14 protein-coding genes are annotated in these 15706 nt (G+C 49.1%); 12 read left to right on the top strand and 2 right to left on the bottom strand.

Annotated features, from left to right (window positions below):
* Positions 1–28 precede the first annotated feature (28 nt).
* The 12 genes from def to HNP82_RS07815 all read left to right on the top strand — a co-directional run bounded on the left by def (position 29) and on the right by HNP82_RS07815 (position 12208).
* Positions 29–529: a peptide deformylase gene (gene def, locus HNP82_RS07865; RefSeq protein WP_183773071.1), complete on the top strand. Its 501-nt coding sequence runs from the start codon at positions 29–31 to the stop codon at positions 527–529.
* Between the two features lie 2 nt (positions 530–531).
* Entirely contained in the window at positions 532–1467 is a 936-nt protein-coding gene (fmt, locus tag HNP82_RS07860) for a methionyl-tRNA formyltransferase (protein WP_183773069.1), read from the top strand.
* A gap of 21 nt (positions 1468–1488) precedes the next feature.
* Positions 1489–2205: a zinc metallopeptidase gene (locus HNP82_RS07855; protein ID WP_183773340.1), complete on the top strand. Its 717-nt coding sequence runs from the start codon at positions 1489–1491 to the stop codon at positions 2203–2205.
* A gap of 10 nt (positions 2206–2215) precedes the next feature.
* Positions 2216–3541, top strand: a complete 1326-nt coding sequence (gene rsmB / locus HNP82_RS07850; protein ID WP_243164693.1) for a 16S rRNA (cytosine(967)-C(5))-methyltransferase RsmB — start codon at positions 2216–2218, stop codon at positions 3539–3541.
* 3 nt (positions 3542–3544) lie between these two features.
* On the top strand, positions 3545–4600 hold the full coding sequence (gene rlmN / locus HNP82_RS07845; RefSeq protein ID WP_183773067.1) for a 23S rRNA (adenine(2503)-C(2))-methyltransferase RlmN: 1056 nt from the start codon (positions 3545–3547) through the stop codon (positions 4598–4600).
* A 1-nt stretch (position 4601) separates the two neighbouring features.
* Positions 4602–5336, top strand: a complete 735-nt coding sequence (locus HNP82_RS07840; RefSeq protein ID WP_183773065.1) for a Stp1/IreP family PP2C-type Ser/Thr phosphatase — start codon at positions 4602–4604, stop codon at positions 5334–5336.
* Positions 5336–7573: a Stk1 family PASTA domain-containing Ser/Thr kinase gene (gene pknB / locus HNP82_RS07835; protein WP_183773063.1), complete on the top strand. Its 2238-nt coding sequence runs from the start codon at positions 5336–5338 to the stop codon at positions 7571–7573. The genes HNP82_RS07840 and pknB overlap by 1 nt, the downstream gene beginning before the upstream one ends.
* Before the next feature lie 20 nt (positions 7574–7593).
* The gene (gene rsgA / locus HNP82_RS07830) at positions 7594–8472 is read left to right on the top strand and encodes a ribosome small subunit-dependent GTPase A (RefSeq protein ID WP_183773061.1); all 879 of its coding nucleotides are present in this window, start codon (positions 7594–7596) and stop codon (positions 8470–8472) included.
* A gap of 178 nt (positions 8473–8650) precedes the next feature.
* Entirely contained in the window at positions 8651–9313 is a 663-nt protein-coding gene (rpe, locus tag HNP82_RS07825) for a ribulose-phosphate 3-epimerase (RefSeq protein ID WP_183773059.1), read from the top strand.
* Between the two features lie 59 nt (positions 9314–9372).
* Entirely contained in the window at positions 9373–10041 is a 669-nt protein-coding gene (locus HNP82_RS07820) for a thiamine diphosphokinase (RefSeq protein ID WP_183773057.1), read from the top strand.
* An 83-nt stretch (positions 10042–10124) separates the two neighbouring features.
* Positions 10125–10256, top strand: coding sequence for a hypothetical protein (locus HNP82_RS18210; protein WP_279288894.1), 132 nt, complete (start codon positions 10125–10127; stop codon positions 10254–10256).
* Positions 10253–12208, top strand: coding sequence for a DUF4214 domain-containing protein (locus HNP82_RS07815; RefSeq protein WP_183773055.1), 1956 nt, complete (start codon positions 10253–10255; stop codon positions 12206–12208). The genes HNP82_RS18210 and HNP82_RS07815 overlap by 4 nt, the downstream gene beginning before the upstream one ends.
* A 128-nt stretch (positions 12209–12336) precedes the next feature.
* Here HNP82_RS07815 and HNP82_RS07810 read toward each other — a convergent pair whose 3' ends face one another.
* Positions 12337–13830, bottom strand: coding sequence for a helix-turn-helix domain-containing protein (locus HNP82_RS07810; protein ID WP_183773053.1), 1494 nt, complete (start codon positions 13828–13830; stop codon positions 12337–12339).
* 313 nt (positions 13831–14143) lie between these two features.
* A complete protein-coding gene (gene ychF, locus HNP82_RS07805; protein ID WP_183773052.1) occupies positions 14144–15241 on the bottom strand; it encodes a redox-regulated ATPase YchF in 1098 nt (365 codons plus the stop codon).
* Positions 15242–15706 lie beyond the last annotated feature (465 nt).

Genomic DNA, 15706 nt, shown 5'->3' with positions numbered 1-15706 from the left:
AAAACTGTAGAAAAGGAGAGAATAGATTATGGCAATCCGTAATTTACGTTATCAGGGAGATCCCATATTAAATAAAAAGGCGAAAGTGGTGAAAGAGATCACTCCCAGAGTGAGCCAGCTCATTGACGATATGCTGGATACGATGTACGAGGCCAACGGCGTAGGACTGGCGGCTCCCCAGGTGGGGATTTTAAAACGTATTGTCGTTATTGATGTGGGGGAAGGGCCCTATGTGTTTATTAATCCTGAGATCATAGCTACAGATGGGGAGCAGACCGGAGATGAGGGATGTTTAAGCGTTCCCGGCAAGTGCGGCGTTGTGACACGGCCAAACTATGTAAAAGCCAAAGCTTTCGATAAGGATATGAATCCTTTTGAGGTGGAGGGAACCGAGTTGTTTGCCAGGGCTATGTGCCATGAATTTGACCATTTAGACGGACATCTTTACACAGAACTTGTGGAAGGTCCGTTGAGAGACGTGACCTATGAGCCGGAAGAAGAGGAGATGGAGAAAGGGGACGAAGAGTAATCATGAAGGTTGTTTTTATGGGGACACCGGATTTTGCTGTGCCCACCCTCCAAAAGCTTATTGACTGCGGCCATGAGGTCATCGGCGTTGTGACCCAGCCGGATAAAGCCAGGGGCCGGGGAAAGGCGGTGACCTATTCGCCGGTGAAGGAAAAGGCTGTGGAATATAATATCCCTGTCTATCAGCCGGTGAAAGCAAGAGATCCTCAGTTTATCCAGACGATGAAAGATCTTGCACCCCAAGTCATTGTGGTGGTGGCTTTTGGTCAGATTCTTCCTAAAGAAATTTTGGATATTCCGGAGTATGGCTGCATTAATGTCCATGCCTCCCTGCTGCCAAAATACCGTGGAGCGGCGCCCATCCAGTGGGCGGTAATCAACGGGGAGAACGTCAGCGGCGTGACTACCATGTATATGGCCGAGGGGCTGGATACCGGAGACATGCTCATGAAGACGGAAGTAGCCCTTGATCCTGATGAAACCGGAGGCAGCCTTCATGATAAGCTGGCGGCAATGGGGGCGGATCTGCTCATAAAAACTCTGGACGCCATCGCCGACGGAACTTTGACGGCCACGCCCCAGGATGACAGTCAGGCGGGGCAGTACGCAAAAATGCTGACAAAAACCATGGGAGAGATGGATTTTTCAAAGCCGGCTCTGGAATTGGAGCGGCTCATCCGCGGTCTGAATCCGTGGCCGAGCGCCTACACAAAACTCCACGGCAAGACGCTGAAAATCTGGAGAGCCCAGGTGGTGGATAAAGAATATGAGGGCGAGCTGGGAGAAATTGTTGAAATCACAAAAGAGTGCTTTATTATTAAAACCGGAAAAGGGGCGTTGGCGGTTACCCAACTTCAGATGGAAGGGAAGAAGCGCATGGATGCCCAGGCATTTATGAGAGGATACTCTTTAAAAACCGGGGAGATCCTCCCGGATTAATGGTTTGGAGTGATGGATATGATGGCCTATATTGGTTTTGGTTACCCAAGATTTTATTTTGACTGGACCTATCTTTTAGTCATTATCGGCGTTGTGCTGTCTTTGTGGGCGTCGGCAGGGGTGAGGTCGGCTTTTAACCGCTTTTCCACAGTGGCGACCATCAGGGGTATGACCGGCGCCCAGGCGGCCCAGCACATTCTTGCGCAGTCGGGCATCTATGATGTGCGTGTGATCCATGTGCGGGGAAATCTCAACGATCATTATGATCCCCGGAATAAAACATTGGCTTTGTCTGACCCGGTATACAGTTCCACTTCTGTGGCGGCGGTCAGCGTGGCGGCCCACGAATGCGGTCATGCCATTCAGCACGCAGGAGGCTATCTGCCCTTAAAAATCCGGGGAAGTCTTGTGCCTGTGGCCAATTTCGGAGCGGTGATCTCGTGGCCTCTCATCCTCATCGGCATTCTTATGGGATTTAACCAGACGCTGATCACTGTGGGTATTGTTTTGTTTACAGCGGTGGTACTGTTTCATTTAGTTACCCTTCCGGTGGAATTTAACGCTTCCGCCAGAGGTCTGCGTATTCTTTCTGGAAGCGGGATACTTATGGGCGATGAAAATGAGGGGGCCAAAAAGGTACTGCGGGCCGCGGCACTCACTTATGTGGCCAGCGCCGCAGGAATGATTCTGCAGCTTTTGCGCCTTCTGATCCTGACCAGAGGCCGACGCAGGGAGTAGGAGGAAAAAATTGTCAGAAAATACACGTGAACTGGTGCTGGATATGCTTATGGAGGTGACCCGGCAGGAACGTCCGTCCCATGTGGTCCACAGCCAGATGCTTATGAAGTACCAATATCTGGAAAAGCAGGAACGGCGGTTTATGAGCCGGCTTTTTAAAGGAACCTTGGAGCGGATGGTCACTCTGGATTATGTCATCGGCAGGTTTTCGTCGGTGAAAGTGTCTAAGATTAAACCGGTGCTTAAAAATATCCTGCGCATGTCTGTCTATCAGATTTTATATATGGAGAGCATTCCCCACAGCGCGGCCTGCAATGAGGCTGTCAAGCTGGCGGTCCGCCGGGGATTTAAAAATCTTCGGGGCTTCGTCAACGGTGTGCTGCGCAATATCAGCCGAAATGTGGATCAGATTCCATGGCCGGACCGGGAAATGGAGCCGGAGCTTTACCTGTCTGTTATCTTTTCAGTGCCCCAGTGGCTTGGCAGTTACTTTATTGAAACTTTTGGATTTAACCAGGCTGAGACGATATTAAAGGACAGCCTGGCGGTCCACCCGGTGACAGTGCGCTGTGTGGACGAAGAAGGTGTACAAGAGACAGTTAAGATCCTGGAGCAGGAAGGGGTTAAAGCTGATCCCGGCGTCTTGCTTCCCTACGCTCTGCGAATTTCCGGGTTTGATTCTATCGGTGAGTTGAAAAGTTTTCAGGAAGGCCGGTATGCCGTTCAGGATGAAAGTTCCATGATGGTGGTGGAGATGGCCGGAATCTGCAGGGGGGACACAGTGATGGACGTGTGTGCGGCCCCCGGTGGGAAAAGCTGTCATGCCGGTGGGAAGCTTTTGTCCATGGCCCAGGGAACCGGGGATCAGGGCCATGTTTATGCCAGAGATGTGTCCTATGAGAAAGTGGAGTTGATCGAGGACAATGTAAGACGCCTGGGCCTTCCCAATGTGACGGTGCAGGTGAGGGACGCCCTTGTCCTAAACAGTGAGGATGTGGGAAAGGCCGATGTGGTGCTGGCGGACCTGCCTTGTTCCGGCCTTGGCGTTATCGGAAAAAAACCGGATATTAAATACCGGATTACCCGGCAACAGATCACCCAGCTTGCCGCCCTTCAGCGTCAGATTTTATCTGTAGTTCAGAACTATGTGGCTCCGGGGAAAACTCTTATTTACAGCACATGCACAGTGACGCCGGAGGAAAATATGGAAAACGCGGTGTGGTTTGAAAAAAATTTTGGTTTTAAATTGGAAGAATCCCGCCAGTTTTTCCAGGGGATCGACGGCTGCGACGGATTTTTTATCGCCCGATTTAGAAAAATGGAACCGGAGGGATGAAGGATGATTGAAAAAACAGATATTAAATCTCTGGATCTGCCCCAGTTGACACAGTTTGTCACAGAAACTTTAGGGGAAAAACCTTTCCGGGCCCGCCAGATCTATGACTGGCTTCACGTAAAGCTGGCGGACAGCTTTGAGGTTATGAGCAATCTTTCCGCCAGTCTGCGAAAAAAGCTGGCGGACACATGTACGCTGACTGTTCTTGAGACTGTAAAATGCTACATATCCAAACTGGACGGCACCCGCAAATATTTGTTCCGGCTGCCCGACGGCAATATTATTGAGAGCGTTCTCATGAAGTACAAACACGGCAATTCAGTCTGTGTCTCCTCCCAAGTGGGATGCCGCATGGGATGCCGTTTTTGTGCCTCCACTTTAGGGGGGCTGGAACGGAATATGACCCCATCGGAAATGTTAGAAGAGGTTTACGCCATACAGCGGGATCTGGGTGAGCGTATTTCCAATGTGGTCATTATGGGCAGCGGCGAGCCCCTGGATAACTATGACAATGTGGTGAAGTTTATTAAAATGCTCTCAGACAGTCAGGGACTTAATATCAGCCAGCGAAACATTACTCTGTCCACCTGCGGCATTGTTCCAAGAATCTATGATCTGGCAAAGGAAGATCTGACTATCACTCTGGCCATATCTCTTCACGCGGTCAGCGATGAGCGCCGCCGTGAGCTAATGCCTGTGGCCAACACCTATTCCATTGACCAGATCCTTAACGCATGCCGGGAATATTACAGCCATAATAACCGGCGTCTGACTTTTGAGTACAGCCTGGTGAAAGGAGTCAACGACAGCGAGACGGACGCTAAGGCCCTCGCGGCCCTTTTGAAGGGGATCAATGCCCACATTAACCTGATCCCGGTAAATCCCATAAAAGAGAGGGATTTTTGCCAGTCTGAGGCCAGCGCAGTAATGAATTTTAAAAATAAACTTGAAAAATACGGCGAAAATGTTACTATAAGAAGAGAAATGGGCAGAGATATCCAGGCCGCGTGCGGCCAATTGAGAAAGAATTACATAGATGCGCTGGAAAGTGAGGAATAGAATGAGGGTATTTGGCAGATCAGATATCGGTTCTGTGCGTAAGATGAATCAGGATTTTATGTATTTTTCCAAAGAGCCTGTAGGCCAGCTTCCCAACCTGTTTATTGTAGCTGACGGTATGGGCGGCCATAAAGCCGGAGATTACGCTTCCCGAATGTCTGTGGAAAATTTCATTGATTATATGATGAAGGCGCCCCCGGACACACCGATAAGGGTGGTGGATGATGGCATTCATTATATTAACGAGCTTGTCCTGGAGAAAGCCCGCCAGCATTCCGAGTTAAGCGGCATGGGCACTACTTTTGTGGCCGCTTTTATTATGGACCAGACGCTGTATGTGGCCAATGTGGGAGACAGCCGCCTCTATCTTGTGGACAGTGAGATCCATCAGGTGACTGAGGACCATTCTTATGTGGGCGCTATGGTGCGGGCCGGTGAGATTACAACGGATGAGGCGCGGCATCATCCCGACAAAAATATAATTACCAGGGCCATCGGGGCTTCCTGGGATATTCGTGTGGATTTTTTTGAAGTCGATCTGCAGCCGGGAGACCGGATACTCATGTGTTCCGACGGATTATCCAATATGGTAGATGATCCGGGCCTGCTTGAGATCATTACAAATACGCCCATGGAAAAAGTGACAGATGCGCTTATTGATGAAGCGAAAGCCAATGGCGGACTTGATAATATTACAGCCATTGTGATAGATCCCTTTAATGAGGAGGTGGACTGATGGTAGTTCCAGGTATGTATTTGGCAGACCGGTATGAAATCCTTGAGAAGATCGGTTCCGGCGGTATGGCTGATGTATATAAAGCGAAAGACCATAAATTAAACCGCCTGGTTGCTGTCAAAGTCTTAAAACAGGAATTTAGTGTAGATGAGACTTTTGTTAAAAAGTTCAGGGTAGAGGCTCAGGCCGCGGCCGGTCTGTCCCATCCCAATATTGTAAATGTTTATGACGTCGGTGAGGAGAACGGTATCCACTATATTGTTATGGAGCTTGTTCAGGGAATCACCTTGAAAAAATATATTGAAATGAAAGGCAAGCTGGACATTAAGGAGGCTCTCAACATCTCTGTACAGATCGCTTCCGGTCTCCAGGCTGCTCATGATAACCGGATTATACACCGGGATATAAAACCCCAGAATATTATTATGTCCAGGGACGGCAAGGTGAAGGTGACAGATTTCGGCATTGCAAAGATGGCGGATTCTACCACTGTGACGACCAACGCCGCAGGAAGTGTCCACTACATTTCGCCGGAGCAGGCCAGAGGCGGCTATTCCGACGCGAAAAGTGATATTTATTCCCTGGGCATTACCATGTATGAGATGCTCACCGGACGGGTTCCCTTTGAGGGAGAGACAAACGTAGCCGTGGCGCTCCTCCATATTCAGGGGGAGATGGTTCCGCCGAGAAAGTTAGAACCCTCCATTCCCCGGAGCTTTGAGAAGATTATTTTAAAGTGTACCCAAAAAAAGCCGGAGCGCCGCTACGCCACAGCCAGAGATCTGATTGCGGATCTGCGCAAGGTTCTGACCCATCCTGACGGGGAATATGTCCATCTGAACAATCCGTCAGCCATTGCCAATGAGCAGACGGTTCTATTAGATAATGCGGGAATCCACGGGACACGAACGCCGTCATCCGGGGGAAGTTCGGCACCGGGCAGAAGCAGCGTCCAGGGTACATCCCTATCTTCGGGGAGAAGCACAAGTACGTCCGGCAGCGGTGGACGTACGGAAGAGTCGTCCCAAAACGGACGATCCCAGGTCAGCCGCTCCACAAACGGAACCAATACCAGCCGTCGGGGATCGTCCCGGAATGATGATGAGGATGATGACAGCGTCAACCCGGCGCTGGAAAAATTGATGATGGTCCTTGGAATTGTGGGCGCCATTATTCTTGTGGTAGTGATTTTCTTTATAATCGGCAGGGCCGCCGGCCTGTTCTCCGGCGCCGGACAGAGTGACAGCGAGACGGTTATTGAAAGTGTAAGTGATACCGCAGCCTCCACCGAGTCCCAGACGGAGACGGAAAGTCAGACCGAGAGTGAGGAAACTGTCCCTGTTCCGGATCTCTATGGACGGACCCAGGAGGAAGCCCAGTCTATACTCCGGGATTACGGGCTGTATTTAAGTATCCAGCAGGGCGAAAACAGCGACGTGGAAACAAATCAGATTTATGATCAGAATCCCGACGCGGGAACGACGGTGAACCGGGGGGATACCATTGACGTGTGGATCAACACAAGGGAAGAACTGGTTGTCCCCGATGTGACTAATTACACCTACGATCAGGCCCTGAACGCGTTCAATGCAGCAGGTATCCAGATATCCGGCATTGATTATGAAAACAGCGATACTGTGGAGGAAAATCTTGTGACCCGCACCGATCCGCCGGCAGGCTCAACAGTGGAGAGCGGACAGGGCGTGATGATTTATTTCAGCCAGGGCGCGGCCCAGACAACCACACAGATGCCTATGGTGGAGGGGATGACTCTGGAAGATGCCCAGTCAACCCTCTCTCAGTACAACTTAAACTCTGGCAATGTAACTTATGAACATAGCGATTCCATGGCTGAGGGCCGGGTGATCCGGGCAAGTGTGACCCAGGGTTCCACTGTGGCGGAAGGCACTTATGTGGATCTTGTTGTCAGCCTGGGGCCGGAGACTCAGGCCACTGAGGAGTCCCAGTCCAGTACTCAGCAGACCTACACAGGGACAGTGGATTTCAGCAGCCTGAGCAATCCTATCGGCGGACTTGGGGAAAATGAGAAGGCCACAGTCCGGGTGGATGTCTACAATGCCAGCGGGACTTTGGTGTGGACAACGGGAGATCTGACCATGGGGCCTGGAGACTGGCAAAGCCAGTATTTAGTCACCAGCAGCGACGGGGCCCCGGCCACATGGCAGCTTTACATTAACGGCGCCGCTGTTAGCAGTGGCGCGGTGGTTAATAACTGATCCAGATGAAAGAGGGACATATGCAGGGAAAGATCATTAAGGGGATTGCCGGCTTCTACTACGTCCACGATCCCGATAAAGGCGTTTATGCCTGCAAGGCCAAAGGTATTTTCAGAAATGAAAAGATCAAACCTCTGGTGGGAGATATGGTGGAATATGAGATTACCCATGAGGGGGACCGGGAGGGCAATGTGATTAAAATATTGCCGAGAAAGAATGCCCTGATCCGGCCGGCAGTGGCCAATGTGGATCAGGCCATGATCGTTTTCGCGGTGACCAGCCCGGCCCCGAACTTAAATATGCTGGACCGTTTTCTGATCACTATGGAGCGTCAGAATGTGGATACGGTGATCTGTTTTAACAAGACGGACATCAGTGATGACAGCGAGGTTGCCCGGCTGGGAGAAATTTATAAAAACTGCGGCAGCCGTCTTGTCTTTACCAGTGTGGAGCGGGACAGGGGCATTGAAACCATCCGAAACATACTCAAAGACAAGACGACTGTGCTGGCCGGCCCTTCCGGGGTGGGGAAATCTTCCATGATGAACCTTCTCAAACCGGAGGCGGCAATGGCCACTGGCGATATCAGCCACAAGATCCAGCGGGGACGTCATACTACCCGCCACTCCCAGCTCTTTCATCTGGAAGGGGCGACCTATGTGATGGATACCCCCGGATTTACGTCTTTATATATTAATGATATTGAAGCCAATGATCTGAAAAATTATTTCGCGGAATTTGTTCCCTATGAAGATCAGTGCAGATTTAACGGCTGTGTCCATATCCACGAGCCGGACTGCGCGGTAAAAGCCGCTTTGGATCAGGGAAAGATCAGCCGCAGCAGATACGAGGATTATGTGGCGTTCTATAATGAAATTAAAAGCCAGCGGCGTTACTGATACCGCTGGCTTTATAGTAAACGACAAATATATTTGTCGTTTACTATAAACCCTCCGGGGGATGCGCACGATTTTTGCAAGGAAAGATCTGCGCTTTGCGCAGCAAAAATCGGCGCGGGAAACGTCATAATAAAAATTATTATGACGTTTCCTATAAAATATAAGGGAGGATACGATTATGCTCAAACTGGCACCTTCAATTTTGTCCGCAGATTTCGCCAACCTTGGGAGAGATGTTATGGCCCTGGACCGGGCTGGCGCCCAGTACGTCCATATTGATGTGATGGATGGCACTTTTGTGCCAAACATCTCTCTGGGGCTTCCGGTGATCCGCTCAATCCGGCCCTGTACAGACCGGGTTTTTGACGTTCATCTCATGATTGATGAGCCGGCACGCTATGTAAAGGATTTCAGGGAAGCCGGCGCGGATATTATCACGGTACATGTGGAAGCCTGCCGCCATCTTCACAGAACAATCCAAGCCATCAAAGATGCCGGGGCAAAGGCCGGCGTCGTTCTCAATCCGGCCACGTCTCTGTCGGCTCTGGATTATGTCCTGAATGATGTGGACATGGTCCTTCTTATGAGTGTGAATCCCGGTTTTGGAGGACAGAAATATATTCCTTTTGTGACAGAAAAAATCCGGACACTGCGCCGGAAAATAGAGGAGCGGGGGCTGGACACAGATATTGAAGTGGACGGCGGAGTTACCCTTGATAATGTGAGGGAGATCATTGAGGCCGGGGCTAATGTGATCGTGGCTGGGTCACAGGTATTTAAAGGAGTTCTTTCAGACAATGTGAAAGGATTTTTAAACATTTTTGAAACATATAAGAGATAAACTGTTACTGTTCACTTTCATGAATAGTAAGGATAGACAATGGAAAGAGGAGAAAGCTTATGAAAATCTTGCTGCTTTCCGGCGGCTTTGTAGACGAAGAATTTGCCGCAGGATTTTTGAAAAAGCATTGTTTTGATAAGATTATCGCTGTAGATGGTGGTCTGGAAACGGCTTTCAGGCTGGCTGCGTCGCCTTTGACAGATATTGTGGGAGATTTTGACACTGTGGAGCCAGAGATTCTGAAGCTTTACAGAGAAATGCCCGATGGCCCGGTAATCCATCGGTTTAACCCGGAAAAAGATTACACGGATACAGATATCGCCCTCAAACTTGCCATAGCAAAGTGCCGGGAATGTCCCGACACATCTCAGATATGGATACTGGGGGCCACCGGAACGCGGCTGGATCATGTTCTGGCTAATATTTCCATGCTTTTGCAGCCGTTTAAAGCGGGAATACCTGCTTATATTCAGGACAAGAATAATCTTATCTTTCTTCTCTCCGGTTCTATGGCTATTGATAGGGAGGGGCAGTTTGGCCATTATCTGTCCCTGATCCCTCTGACTCAGACACTGGAAGGGGTTACTTTGGAAGGCGTGAAATATCCTTTAAAAGACCACCGGGTTTATCAGGGGGAAAGTCTGTGTGTCAGCAATGAGATCACCGGGGCCAGGGCAGTGCTGACTGTCAGAGAGGGCATCGCCATAGTTCTTGAGACAAAAGACTGATGTTATGAAAATGAATCAGCTTTTTCTCCTCAAAAATGTCCTCTTGAGGAAAATACATTGAGAAAGAAAAATACCATGATATAATGGTAGAAGAAGAAACTGGACAATATTTGCAGCAGATATCCGCAGCCTTCAATCTACCTGCTTTTGGCGGGCTGATCGCTGCAGATACACAAGGAAGGGAGTTCCAGGGAAAGGAAGAAAAAGGAAAATGAAAAAATCTGTAATGCTTATGTCTGCTATGCTCACATTATCCGTGTCCATGACCGGACTTCCCGGCGTATATGCCTCTGAAGTCCCGGTTCAGGTAAATGGGCAGACGCTGGAAATAAGCCAGGCGCCGGAGACGACAGTACCTGAAACCATGGCACCTGAGACAACTGTACCGCAAACTACAGTACCTGAGACGTCGGCGCCAGAGACGACAGTGCCGGAGACAACAGTTCCAGAGACGTCGGCGCCAGAGATGACAGCGCCGGAGACAACAGTTCCAGAGACAACAGCGCCGGAGACAACGGCTCAGAAGGTAACCGTTCCCCAGGCGATGGAGGGCGTGCAGGATCAGCAGACTCAGACGGAAGTTCAAAGTGAGGTTCCTGATGACGGCTTTGATTATGGCACTTTCGGTGTTGGCGGCGAAGATGAACTTATTGGAAATTTTGTCACTCGTCTCTATGAGCTTACCCTTGGAAGAGAGCCGGATCAGGAGGGCTTTCTGGCCTGGTGTAATCAGCTTAAAAACGGGGGACAGACCGGCGCTGATCTAGTCTACGGCTTTTTGTGGAGCGATGAGTTTAAGGATAACCAACTCAGCGACGATGAATATATCACTGTTTTGTACAGAACCATCCTTGGCCGCGAACCGGACGCAGAGGGGAAATCCGACTGGATTGGCGTTATCGAGGAAGGCTTTGGACGCCTGATGGTCTGCTCACAGTTTGTACAGTCCCAGGAATTTAGAGGTTTGTGTGAACAGAGCGGCATTTTGGTGGGAGAGATTCCCCTGACAACAGCCGTGGACAAGCACCCGGAGGTGGCACGGTTTGTCATGCGCTTATATGAACTGGTTCTGGGGCGTCCTTTTGATGTGGACGGACGGGAATCATGGACAAAAGTGCTGACGGATAAGAACCAGACTGCGGCCCATGTTGTCAAAGGTTTTGTGGACAGCCCTGAATTTACCGGGAAAAATTTGTCCAGCAGCGACTATGCGTCTGTTCTTTACCGGACTCTCCTGGACCGGGAACCGGACGCTGAAGGACTGGGAGAATGGGTAGCTCTTTTAGATCAGGGATATCCGAAAGATTATATTTTAAAAGGATTTGTGGAATCTCCGGAGTTTACGGAATTATGTGCCAGATATGGCATTACCCGGGGAAGTATTGACGCTTCCGACCGGCTTTATCAAAACCCGGCTCAGTATTATCAGATCAGTAACGATACGCCAAATATTGGCACTGCCGACTACAATCTGTCCATCGGCCATATGGGACTGAAAGTTGCCAAAGTCATTGAGAGACTTGGGGTCAATGGCGGACGGTATAAAGGAATGGTTACTGCCTGCCGGTATACATATGCTGTACAGTCTGCGGTCCAGAGCTTCCAGAGAGCCAAAGGACTGCCTCAGACAGGCGTTGTGGATCTTGAGACATGGCTGGCCATGGGATTTTCTAAGGATGATTGGTATTATATGGGTGCCTATGTATCGCCCAATCAGATCACCCCGCTCAGCGGCCGCAGCGATTGTATTGAAGCTATGATTGCCAGAGCTTACGAGTATCTTGGCACGCCTTATGTGGTGGGCGCTTCCGGGGCTCCCGGCACAGGCGTAGACTGCTCCGGCCTTGTTATGCAGGCCCTGTATGCTGCCGGGATGGATGTGAGCCCTATTAATCCCATCCGCCATTCCCAGCCGGGATATGAATACGAGTCGGCCAGCATGTGGGCTTCCTCACAATTTATGAAAGTGCCCTATTCCCAGAGACAGCGGGGCGACCTGATCTTTTATCAGAACGCTTCCACCGGGGCGGTGATCCATGTGGCGATCTATCTTGGCAATAATCAGGTGATTGAGTCCTGGTGCGAGCCAAACAATCAAGTCATTGTAAGTCCTGTGATCACAAGTTTCCACGGCAGTATTAAGGGTGTGGCACGTCCCTTTGTATAAGGATTTTGTCAATTTTGATATAAAACGCTCGGTAAAAAATACCGGCCTCCACTGTCTGAAATACTCAGACCGTGGGGCCGGCAAACAACCGGGCGTTTTTTAATTCGGTGAGGAGATGAAGCAACAGATCAGTCCGCACTATCCCTGATAACTGAACTGTTACGGTCCGAAAATTCCCGGATAAGATCCCAGATCATCCGGCAGGAATCTTCTGTGGTATAGGTATGTGTCGGCGGGAGTTCGCTGACATAATCATAGAACGTCTCGATCAGCCATGGCTCCTGGATTAACAGGTAGATGGTTTGCCCCTGATTATTTTTCAGAAGAAAATAACCGCCGTGAGGGTTGATGCTCATGTGGAGAGTAACCGGTACTTTTGAGAGAATATCATTCAGAAGATAGTAGCAGCCGGCCTGGGCCGCCTTGTAGATCTGCTTGACTAAAGTAAGGCGGTCTGCCATATCAAAGGGCTGTCTGATTTCTGCAGGAAGTTCGTCAAGAAATCCGGTTTCCAGAAATGTGCGAAGCCCGTCCAGGGTACAGTAGATCTGGCACTTGCATTTATACAGAGTTTCATTGCTGGAGCGAAGATACAGGGATATGGCCTGGATCAGCTCATCCCGGTGTTCAATATTTTTCCGTACATATTTCTCCAGTAAATTTTCCGGAAATACGGGAACTACACAAGGTTCTCCTTGTATGGAATAGCTGCGGATATTGCTGATCATCGGGATCAGAGTGTGGCATTCAGCCAGGATAGATGCAGCGGGGGATAATAGGGGGGCGCATTTGCTCTTGTAGTAGTTGAAAAAGTTCCAGAACAATTGAACTACGGATGGTTCGCTGTAATAAATTCCCTGGGAAAAATCCGATGTGCAGGTGACAGCTTCGTGTGTTGTAAGGATGAGGCAGGGGAAAAAGTTGAAGCTGTTAAAATGGGAGCGGATGTTTTCATAATAATAATATGGACGATAGTTTAAAGAGCCAAAATACAGAGGAAGAATTTTCTTTAAATAGTCCATATTTTCAAAAGTATGACCGCTCTGGACAGAATGGACCTGATCCAGACAAAAAATATGAGTGATTTCCATAGACTTATAGGTTTCAATATGAGCGGCCATGTACTGCATAATGAAACTGTATTCCGGCTGTAAGAACAAGGCCAGACACGGATTTTTAGTACCCATCTCGTTTTGCAGTATCTGACATACCTGGCCATTGAGAGCGCTGCTGGAATTTAAGGCTAGGCAGGAAACGTAGCCGTCCGGCGCCGTGACGGACGCCGACGGGGCAGCCGGTATCGCAGACATATTTTTCATGGACAGATGCACAGTGCTGTCCAGAAATTCCGTCAGAAATTGTTCCGCTTTTTTTCTGCGAAGATAAGTATAGCGGCCTACTTTGCTGATATGGTAATTTTCAAAAAATATTCCCTGTTCCGCTGGGGAGAGCTGCATATATTCAGCCATGCGCTGTATCAGCTCAAGGCTGGGAGGCAAAAGCTTGCCGTTAATATATTTGTACATGGTCCCTCGATCCATGTTACAGTATTTTACCATTGTGGACACGTTAATATTATGTAGGGCAATATATTCTTTCAGGTAGGAAGAAAATTCGCTCATGGGTTTACGGCCTCCAAAAAAGTTAATGTCGAAACTTATCATATCAAAAATTAAGAAAAAAGTCTAAAAAGTTCATAAAAAAATCTGTCCTCAAAAGTGTCCTCACTTATCCGATTATGTGATCCCCCCGCTCATTTCGCTGCTTTTTGGCCTTTGCAAAACGCTTGCCGCTGGCACACAGCGCCCCTTTGAACATATCGCGCAAATAAAAAAAGCCCTTGGCGCATTTGCCGGGGCTTTTTTTATATTTTACGGAGAACTTTGCGGCAGTTTGTCCGGACACCGGGACGAGCCAGCGCGCTTAAATTACAGTTTATACATTAAAACGGAATAACACCACATCGCCGTCTTTGACAACATAATCTTTGCCTTCCATGCGTACAAGCCCCTTTTCTTTAGCGACAGTATAGCTCTGGCAGGCCATGAGATCTTCGTAGCTGACAACCTCAGCCTTAATAAAGCCCCGTTCAAAGTCAGAGTGAATCTTTCCGGCAGCCTGAGGAGCTTTTGTTCCCTTTTTGATGGTCCAGGCCCGGGTCTCTGTGGGGCCGGCGGTGAGGTAGCTGATCAGCCCCAGAAGGCTGTAGCTGGCCTTGATAAGTTTCTCCAGGCCCGATTCTTTAAGCCCAAGCTCTTCAAGGAACATTTTTTTCTCGTCATCATCCAGCTCTGCAATTTCCTGTTCGATCTGGGCGCAGATGACAAACACTTCGGACCCTTCTTTGGCCGCATATTCACGGACCTGGGCCACAAAAGGATTGGAAGCACCATCGTCGGCCAGATCGTCATCGCTGACGTTGGCGGCGTAGATCACCGGCTTGTATGTTAAAAGATTAAAACTTTCAAGGAGGGCTTTCTCGTCCTCGTCTCCGGGAACAAAACTTCTTGCCAGTTGTCCGTTCTCAAGGTGGTCAATGATACGTTTGACAAGATCTGCTTCTTTAGCCTGGCTCTTATCGTTTTTAGCGGCTCTGGATACTTTAGAGTAGCGCCGCTCCATGACTTCCATATCGGCAAAGACAAGTTCGAGATTGATTGTCTCAATATCTCTCAGAGGATTGATGGAGCCGTCCACATGGATAATGTTGGAATTCTCAAAGCAGCGGACTACATGAACAATGGCGTCCACTTCGCGGATATTGCTTAAAAACTGGTTTCCAAGACCTTCACCTTTGGAGGCGCCCTTCACAAGACCGGCGATATCCACAAATTCGATGGCGGCTGGGACGATCTTAGCTGAGTCATAAAGTCCGGCCAGGTCGTTTAGACGGTGATCTGGGACAGTGACAATGCCGATATTTGGGTCAATCGTACAAAAGGGGTAATTGGCAGATTCAGCACCGGCTTTTGTCAGGGAGTTAAAAAGTGTGCTTTTCCCCACATTGGGCAATCCTACGATTCCTAATTTCATAATCTTTTCATCCTTTCCAGGTATAAATCCACCCTCAGGGCTACTATTTTCTTCCTATTATATAATATGATGATACCAGGCGTCAGCGACGCCTGCCCAGCGCCGGCTGAAGCGGAGCGAAGACGTGAGAGTGCGATAGCAGGTCGCGATCTGTATATCATAGGCGTCAAAAGAGCTTTTGCGCCTTCATCATAATATATTCATTCCAGAGAGACATTGTAACACAAAAGAGCGGCGGTTGACAAGAGTGTTTCACACCTTGGCGCATGGCCGCATTCACACCGGAGACTGGTGGGGATTCATCCCATAAAATCATGTGAAATGGGAAAAAACAGAGAGAAATTTGAGGATTATAAAAAAGTGGTGCATTATCAAAACAAAAATAAGGGGAAAAATGAATATCAAGTGGGAAATGACTGTGATTTTCTTCGATTCAGTGTGATGGTAATTCATGGGAAAAATCCC

The sequence above is a fragment of the Catenibacillus scindens genome, assembly GCF_014202115.1.
Classification (GTDB): Bacteria; Bacillota; Clostridia; order Lachnospirales; family Lachnospiraceae; genus Catenibacillus; species Catenibacillus scindens.
This window is presented reverse-complemented; position numbering and strand designations above follow the sequence as displayed.